Source organism: Plectonema radiosum NIES-515 (assembly GCF_025753815.1).
Classification (GTDB): domain Bacteria; phylum Cyanobacteriota; class Cyanobacteriia; order Cyanobacteriales; family Nostocaceae; genus Hassallia; species Hassallia radiosum_A.
This window is the reverse complement of record NZ_JAOWRF010000295.1, coordinates 45,600-52,372: the sequence shown is the minus strand read 5'-3', so window position 1 is coordinate 52,372 and position 6,773 is coordinate 45,600. Positions and strand designations below refer to the sequence as shown.

Genomic DNA, 6,773 nt, shown 5'->3' with positions numbered 1-6,773 from the left:
GTTGTTAAACCCCTCCCATAAGTTTTGTACGCGCTCCCCTAAGTTGTAAAAGCGCTCCCATAAGTTGTGAAACCGCTCCCATAAGTTGTGAAACCGCTCCCATAAGTTGTGAAACCGCTCCCATAAGTTGTGAAACCGCTCCCATAAGTTGTGAAACCGCTCCCATAATTTCATATAATATCTGGGTTTTACCAACGTTCTTAAGCAATGGGTATCGTTAAGGGCGCTCCTCCCCCCTGAACGGTTACCTAAATTACCAGGAAACTTAATCACACAATCCTGTGGCATCAGACCATCTTGCAGGTTTGTGAGGGTCAAGGGAACATTTATGGTTCGAGGGGACCAAGCAGCCAGTAGCCGGGAGAATCGGGCGAGTTGTCAAAGTAATAAGCGCGGATGGCTTCGAGCAGTTCACGGGTAGTGATGAATCCATCCTCGTCCTGGTCAATGCGGCGAAATCCCTCGCGGGCATCTTCCTCGGATATGTGCAGCATAGCACCAATCCAGCGGATCTCATCAGTGACAGAGAGCTTCCCGTCGCCATCCTGGTCAACGATATCCATAACGGCGCAAAGGAAAGGCATGTAGCCCTGGTCAAACGTTTCGGTGCTTTCTAGTAGTCCCGACGCGAATGCTGCTTTATACTCGGTCTCGCTGATACGCCCGTCAGTGTTTGTGTCGGCGACTTGAAGCAAGTGTTCCCAAAGACCTAAGCTAAGATCGAGCAGCCGTTGTCGAGCAGGAGATTCAGATTCGTGACCGAATTCTTCAGCCAGACGCGCGACCGACATCTCGAAATCGATCCGCTCAATAAAGCCATTGCCATTATCGTCGTAGGTGCGAAAGCGTCGGGAGAGTTTGCGATCCAGGAAATTGTTCATCCGGTTGATGTGACATCATTTATGTACTCTATAAATAATAAAGGCGATGTATCCTATCCGCATTAGTGATTATAGAGTTCGTTACAAAATTGATGATGAAAGTCAACTTGTACAAATTTTGCAGTGCAACCATCGCAAAGACGTTTATAGAAAAAGTTAGTCCTGAATAATCTTAGCAAAGCAAAAGACATCTCCAGAGTCATACGTAGAGACGTTCCACGCTTTACGTCTTTACAAGGGTTTCGGGCAACACATAATTAAATTCTGGAGATGTCTAAAGTATACTAGCCCCGGCGATGTTCGTAATCGCGGCTATACAAACGAAGTCCGCGATTAGGTAGACTCAAGGAATTTGAAACCCAGGTCGGTGGGTTTTGTCTGTATAGCCGCAAATTCCATTCGCTAGGGCTAAGGATATTTTTACCGGATTGTAGTGTATGTCAAATCTGATTGGGCGATCGCACTGGAGAGACGTTACATGTAACGTCTCTACAATAAGGGTTTATTTACCCGACAATTGCTGTAAACAGCCCCCATTCCCCATTCCCCATTCCCCAATTTTAAAGACTCTCCAAATAGTTCAACAGATCCGCCATTTCTTTGACGCTAGGCTTGAATTTTGGCATTGGTGGGGTGTCACCGCTGGTGACTTGGTGAATCAACCCATAACGTGACTTTCGCTTGGAGACAGCTTGCAAACTCGGACCTACTCGTCCAGAACCTTCTAGACCATGACAACCCGCACAGTTTATTTGAAAGATAGCGTGTCCTTGAATTGGGTCTCCTGTCAGCGATAGAACACTCTTAACATATGGCTCGGAGGCTCTAAGGGTGCGAACAGCAAAAATGCCCAAAAGGATTGCTAGCAGAATCACCACGGCAAACAAAGCGATCCGCTGAATCAGAATTTCAGGTTTGTTAATCTGGTTATCCAAAGGGTTTGCTGTAAAACTATAAGAAACTTTTCATTTCATACACATAGCTTAAAAGTTCTTGATTGTGTCTGCAAGCACAAATTTAATTTTTGTGATTTTTTTCGGCGCTCAAAAATGCAATTTTAGCCGGGATTCATACCCGATTTGGTAGAATCAAAAGCAGAAAACGTTAATTATAGGAGACTTACAGTGGTTGAACCCCTGCTATCAGGCATTGTTCTTGGTTTGATTGTTGTCACGCTGGCTGGCTTATTTTACAAGGCTTACGAGCAATTTAAGCGCGGCAATCAGCTCGGCTTATAAATTGGGGAGGAGCGGAGGAGTGGAGGAGCGGAGGAGTGGAGGAGTGGAGGAGTGGAGGAGTGGAGGAGTGGAGGAGTGGAGGAGTGGAGGAGTGGAGGAGTGGAGGAGTGGAGGAGTGGAGGAGTGGAGGAGTGGAGTTAAGATTCCCCCTTGATCACGCAGTCCCCCTTGTCTCCCCTGTCCCCTTGTCCCCCTTGTCTCCCCTGTCCCCTTGCCCCCCTCCCCCCCTCCTCATTCCCCAATTCTATAGAATGTCAAAGCGGTGTTGCCGTAAACTTTCTCGCGGCATATTTCGATAGCTGGAATTACTGGAGATGTCCAATTTTGGGGGCTGTGTTCGGCTGCGATTTCACCGCTAGAATCTAAAAGCTGACTAGAAGCGATCGCTTCTAACACTGGCTCATATAATCCACTGGCATAAGGTGGATCGAAATAAATCTTATCAAATTGCTTTCCGGATAAATTTTTTAAGCGCTGCAATACGTCTCCCCGCAGCACTTGAAATTCCTGATCTTCGTTTTTTACTTGCTGCCAATTTTGTTGAATAATGGCACAGGCTCGACTCGACTGTTCAATGCCAACTACGAAGCTGGCTCCTCTAGATAAGGCTTCTGCTCCCATTGAACCGCTGCCAGCGCACAAATCCAGCCAGCGACAACCAGCTATTTCTCCCTGCCAAATATTAAAAACTGCTGACCGTACCCGCGCACTCGTAGGTCGGGTATCAAGTCCCGGTAAAGTTTTTATCTGGCGATTTCCGTATATTCTCAGACTCATTTTTAATTGGTCATGGGTCATTAGTCCTTTGTAACTCAGGACTAATAACTAGAGACTAAACATAAAACTCACATTTACATTATGCAGGAATTTTTTCACGGACTTGAGAAACAAAATTAGAGAGGATTTGCAGTCCTATATTAGAAGATTTTTCGGGATGAAATTGGACTGCCATGAGGTTATCGGTTGCGATCGCTGCTGTGACTGTTTGATTCCCGTGGGTGATAGTGGCAGAGCGGACTTGGGGGTCAATTGGGTCAACATAGTAAGAATGGACAAAATATACCCAAGGTTGATAAGGCAAATGCTCCCACAAAATACTTTTTGGCTGAGTCAATTGCAGTTGATTCCAACCCATGTGGGGAATAGTAATTCCGGGTTCGTGAATAAACCGTCGCACTTTTCCTTTGATAATTCCCAGTCCTGGTAATTTGCCTTCTTCGCTAGATTCAAAAAGAATTTGCAATCCTAAGCATATACCTAAGAAAGGTTTGCCGCTGGCGATCGCTTCTTTTATTGGTTGTTCTAAACCACGTGCTCTTATATGTTGCATTGCGGGATCAAATGCTCCCACTCCTGGCAAAATAACTGCATCTGCTTGTTGTAAATCTTTTGAAGAGTGAGTAATCTTCGGAGTTGCCCCGGCTTTTTCCAACCCTTTGCAGACGGAATGCAAATTTCCCATCTCATAATCTATAACTGCAATTATCGGCATTTACCTGCTCCTTGTAAATTTATTAGGGAGACTTTTTATATTCTAAATAAGATTTGTTATGAAGAAAAGAATCCTATTAACTTCTTTTGACATTTGGTTGCCTCATCAACAGTCAAATTCTTCTGATGATTTATTGATCGAAGTCGGCAAACTTAACTCACTTGCTCATGATTTTACTTTTTTGCGAAAGTTACCGGTCGATGGACAGCTTGCCAGTTCTCAGGTGAAGGCAAAAATCGAAGTCGTTCAACCAAATTACATCATCCTTTGTGGCATGGCAGAAAGCCGTAAACAATTGAGTGTTGAAAAAATTGCCAGTTACGCAGAAAATATTTTGCAGACAACGGTAAATTTAGAACAACTAGTCAAGGAAGCAACCGCAATTGAGATTAGCCATGACTGCGGCAAATTCGTCTGCGACCATCTTTATTATTCAGTCTTGGACTATTTGAGACAGCAGCAACTCACAGTTGGTTGCATCTTTGTCCATGTTCCTGTTTTGACCAGCGCAAATTTTGGGGGAATTTTTGCCGATTTCTTATTGATTGTTAACAAATTGGCACTTTTATAAAGTCGTTTGCGTCTCGACAGTGAACAAATATGTAGATATATGTTGCCTTTTTTACTAATTTTTCCCATCGCTCAAACAATTCCCCCACCACAACCTGAAGAAGTGGTGCAACAACAAGAAGTGCGTCCTTTACCCGGACAGTTAGATAATGTGCCTGTGTTTAACAGTAATAGTCCAGAATTAGTTTTGAAGGAGGGGATTTTACTTTCTACCTTTCCAAAAAATGGGAAAAAAGTACCACAGGCACACTTGAATTTTCCTTTTCGAGGAAGATTTGATATTTTTGCTCATCACATTGCCAGATCTGAACCCGCAGATAATTTGCGGACGTTGTATTTAGGGATAATTCTGCACAACCCAACGGATCTATCTGTGACGGTGAATGTTTTACGGGGAGCGAGTTATTTAAGTCAACCAGATGCACCATTTATACAATTGCCATCTATTATTGATAATTCTTTAGGTACAGTTTTCGCAGGTCCAGGCGATCGCGCAATGACTGATATTCTCAGAAAACTGCGACAACCAATTTTACCCGCACAAATTGTCATTCCCCCTGGGCAAAGTCAGATGTTGTTAAATCAGCCAATTCCCGTCAAGGAATTGACACCCCCGTTAAATGGTCGCTCAACATTGATACATCTGCAAAGTAATGGTATGATTTATGCAGCAAGCCTTGGGATGTTTGCACCGATAAATTCTGATGGTAGTTCGCTAACGCCTTCTTTGCAAGAATGGCAAAATCTCCTAAATAATAGTGATTTAGCCGGACCCCGTGATAAAATACCCACTGAGCCAAATAGTCCTAAACCAATAATATACGGTCGTGTTGCCGGTGTTGCCCAAGGTTCTGAGTGGAAAGCTTTATTAGTAGATCGTCCCCAAGCTAAATATCTAACTATTCCCCAACCCGGTCAAGCCTTTTCTTACGCCTTGAGTACAGTTCCGGGTGGTAGCTTGGGTACTAATCAAATTCAAAGTGCGCCGATGTTGGTACGCTATCCTGATACCGCATATCGCGCTCATGGTAACTATGGAATTAAATATAGTCTCAAATTGCCACTATACAATAATACTCAAAGTCGGCGCATTGTAACTATATCAATGCAAACACCACTCAAGCAAGATAAATTAGTAAATCAAGGCTTACGCTTTTTGACTACACCCGGACCGCAAGTGTTCTTTCGGGGTACAGTGCAACTACGTTACAAAGATGAGCAAGGTAAACCCCAGACCAAACTTATACATTTAGTGCAAAAAAGAGGTCAACAGGGTGAACCGTTGGCAGTGCTAAACTTAAAAGCAGGCGATCGCTCCGATGTCGAAGTAGACCTACTCTATCCCCCAGATGCCACCCCACCGCAAGTATTAACAGTCACAACTCAGTAATTAACTTCGTAGTAAGCACTGAAGTGCTTTTCTTTTCAAGCGCTGAAGCGCTTACTACACAAGTACTCTCAATCTGATTGGTTCAACAACTCCGTAAAGGTAAAAATTGTCTGGCTGCCATCGTGTCGAACCAATCGGTTTTGTCCCTTTAGCAGTAATACTGGTTTTAAATGTCAAATCAGCAGATAATCGAACAACCACAGGCAAGTATCCTCACTTTACTCAGCGATTTTGGCGATCGCGATGTGTATGTGGGTGTGATGAAAGGAGTGATTGCCCAAATCAACCCCGCACTAACAGTCATAGACTTGACGCACCATATTTTACCACAAAACATCTTGGCTGCGAGGTTTTGCCTGTTGAATGCTTATCCCTATTTCCCCGTTGGAACGGTGCATGTGGCAGTGGTAGATCCTGGTGTGGGAGGGACACGCAGAGCGATCGCACTACAACTGGCTCAAGGTTTTCTCGTGGGACCAGACAATGGTATATTTAGTGGAGTGCTCAGTCAAAGTCCTGCTGTTGTGGCTGTAGAATTAACCAACTCCCAATATTGGCGAGTCTCTTCACCAAGTAAGACTTTTCACGGTAGAGATATTTTTGCATCGGTAGGAGCTCATCTTGCCAATGGGGTACCTATCAAACAGTTGGGAAAAGAAATCGACCCAACCACCTTATTGACGCTAGATATCGCTGAATGTAGTCAATCAGAAGCGAGTGCAATGGGTTGCATTCAATATATCGATCGCTTTGGCAACCCAGTGACCAACATTCCTGGGAGTTTTGTACACGGCAAATCTTGGTGTGTGCAAATCGCAGGATTGACCATTCCAGGACGTGAAGCGTATAGTGATGTCAACGTTGGAGATGCGATCGCTTTAGTTGGTAGTCATGGCTGGGTAGAAATTGCAATTAATAAAGGTAACGCTCAGTCTCAGTTGCAAATACAGTTGAAATCAGCAGTTGTCGTGTACCACGATAATTGACTTCGACACTGCTGTAGCTCCTGCTAGGTCAATGCACTGATGGAGTGTGTATTGCAATTTAGACTTGAATTGGAATAGACATCTGGTGAAAAACAATGTAGAGACGCGAAATTTCGCGTCTCTTGGGGTTTGGATAACGCATATTTAATTTTCGGAGATGTCTAATGGCACCCTTGTTAATTTTGGGTGTTGCTGAAGAAAGGATTGAATTGGTCT

9 protein-coding genes are annotated in these 6,773 nt (G+C 44.0%); 5 read left to right on the top strand and 4 right to left on the bottom strand.

Going from position 1 to position 6,773, the window contains the following annotated elements; translation table 11 throughout:
- Positions 1-326: 326 nt before the first annotated feature.
- Entirely contained in the window at positions 327-881 is a 555-nt protein-coding gene (locus OGM63_RS20490; protein WP_263747500.1) for an EF-hand domain-containing protein, read from the bottom strand.
- A gap of 46 nt (positions 882-927) precedes the next feature.
- Between OGM63_RS20490 and OGM63_RS29930 the strand changes: the two genes are divergently transcribed.
- Entirely contained in the window at positions 928-1,041 is a 114-nt protein-coding gene (locus OGM63_RS29930) for a type II toxin-antitoxin system RelE family toxin (protein ID WP_375340509.1), read from the top strand.
- Between the two features lie 400 nt (positions 1,042-1,441).
- On the opposite strand, the gene OGM63_RS20485 is transcribed toward OGM63_RS29930, so the two are convergent.
- Positions 1,442-1,816 carry a c-type cytochrome gene (locus OGM63_RS20485; RefSeq protein ID WP_263747499.1) on the bottom strand — a complete coding sequence of 125 codons (375 nt, stop codon included), beginning with the start codon at positions 1,814-1,816 and terminating at the stop codon, positions 1,442-1,444.
- A gap of 189 nt (positions 1,817-2,005) precedes the next feature.
- On the opposite strand from OGM63_RS20485, the gene petG reads away from it, so the two are divergent.
- Positions 2,006-2,119 carry a cytochrome b6-f complex subunit V gene (gene petG, locus OGM63_RS20480; protein ID WP_263747498.1) on the top strand — a complete coding sequence of 38 codons (114 nt, stop codon included), beginning with the start codon at positions 2,006-2,008 and terminating at the stop codon, positions 2,117-2,119.
- Positions 2,120-2,350: 231 nt separating this feature from the next.
- On the opposite strand, the gene rsmD is transcribed toward petG, so the two are convergent.
- Positions 2,351-2,896 (bottom strand): 16S rRNA (guanine(966)-N(2))-methyltransferase RsmD, encoded by a 546-nt coding sequence (gene rsmD / locus OGM63_RS20475; RefSeq protein WP_263747497.1) that lies wholly within the window; start codon positions 2,894-2,896, stop codon positions 2,351-2,353.
- Positions 2,897-2,975: 79 nt separating this feature from the next.
- On the bottom strand, positions 2,976-3,611 hold the full coding sequence (hisH, locus tag OGM63_RS20470) for an imidazole glycerol phosphate synthase subunit HisH (RefSeq protein ID WP_263747496.1): 636 nt from the start codon (positions 3,609-3,611) through the stop codon (positions 2,976-2,978).
- Positions 3,612-3,669: 58 nt separating this feature from the next.
- On the opposite strand from hisH, the gene OGM63_RS20465 reads away from it, so the two are divergent.
- The 3 genes from OGM63_RS20465 to OGM63_RS20455 all read left to right on the top strand — a co-directional run bounded on the left by OGM63_RS20465 (position 3,670) and on the right by OGM63_RS20455 (position 6,557).
- Positions 3,670-4,182, top strand: coding sequence for a pyroglutamyl-peptidase I family protein (locus OGM63_RS20465; protein ID WP_263747495.1), 513 nt, complete (start codon positions 3,670-3,672; stop codon positions 4,180-4,182).
- Between the two features lie 39 nt (positions 4,183-4,221).
- Positions 4,222-5,571 carry a DUF3370 domain-containing protein gene (locus OGM63_RS20460; protein WP_263747494.1) on the top strand — a complete coding sequence of 450 codons (1,350 nt, stop codon included), beginning with the start codon at positions 4,222-4,224 and terminating at the stop codon, positions 5,569-5,571.
- Between the two features lie 170 nt (positions 5,572-5,741).
- Positions 5,742-6,557, top strand: coding sequence for an SAM hydrolase/SAM-dependent halogenase family protein (locus OGM63_RS20455; RefSeq protein WP_263747493.1), 816 nt, complete (start codon positions 5,742-5,744; stop codon positions 6,555-6,557).
- Positions 6,558-6,773 lie beyond the last annotated feature (216 nt).

Bases quoted from the DNA above. Each gene is read 5' to 3' on its own strand.
- hisH (WP_263747496.1), bottom strand. From the start codon at position 3,611: ATGCCGATAATTGCAGTTATAGATTATGAGATGGGAAATTTGCATTCC.
- OGM63_RS20460 (WP_263747494.1), top strand. From the start codon at position 4,222: ATGTTGCCTTTTTTACTAATTTTTCCCATCGCTCAAACAATTCCCCCA.
- OGM63_RS29930 (WP_375340509.1), top strand. From the start codon at position 928: ATGTATCCTATCCGCATTAGTGATTATAGAGTTCGTTACAAAATTGAT.
- rsmD (WP_263747497.1), bottom strand. From the start codon at position 2,896: ATGAGTCTGAGAATATACGGAAATCGCCAGATAAAAACTTTACCGGGA.
- OGM63_RS20465 (WP_263747495.1), top strand. From the start codon at position 3,670: ATGAAGAAAAGAATCCTATTAACTTCTTTTGACATTTGGTTGCCTCAT.
- OGM63_RS20490 (WP_263747500.1), bottom strand. From the start codon at position 881: ATGAACAATTTCCTGGATCGCAAACTCTCCCGACGCTTTCGCACCTAC.
- OGM63_RS20455 (WP_263747493.1), top strand. From the start codon at position 5,742: ATGTCAAATCAGCAGATAATCGAACAACCACAGGCAAGTATCCTCACT.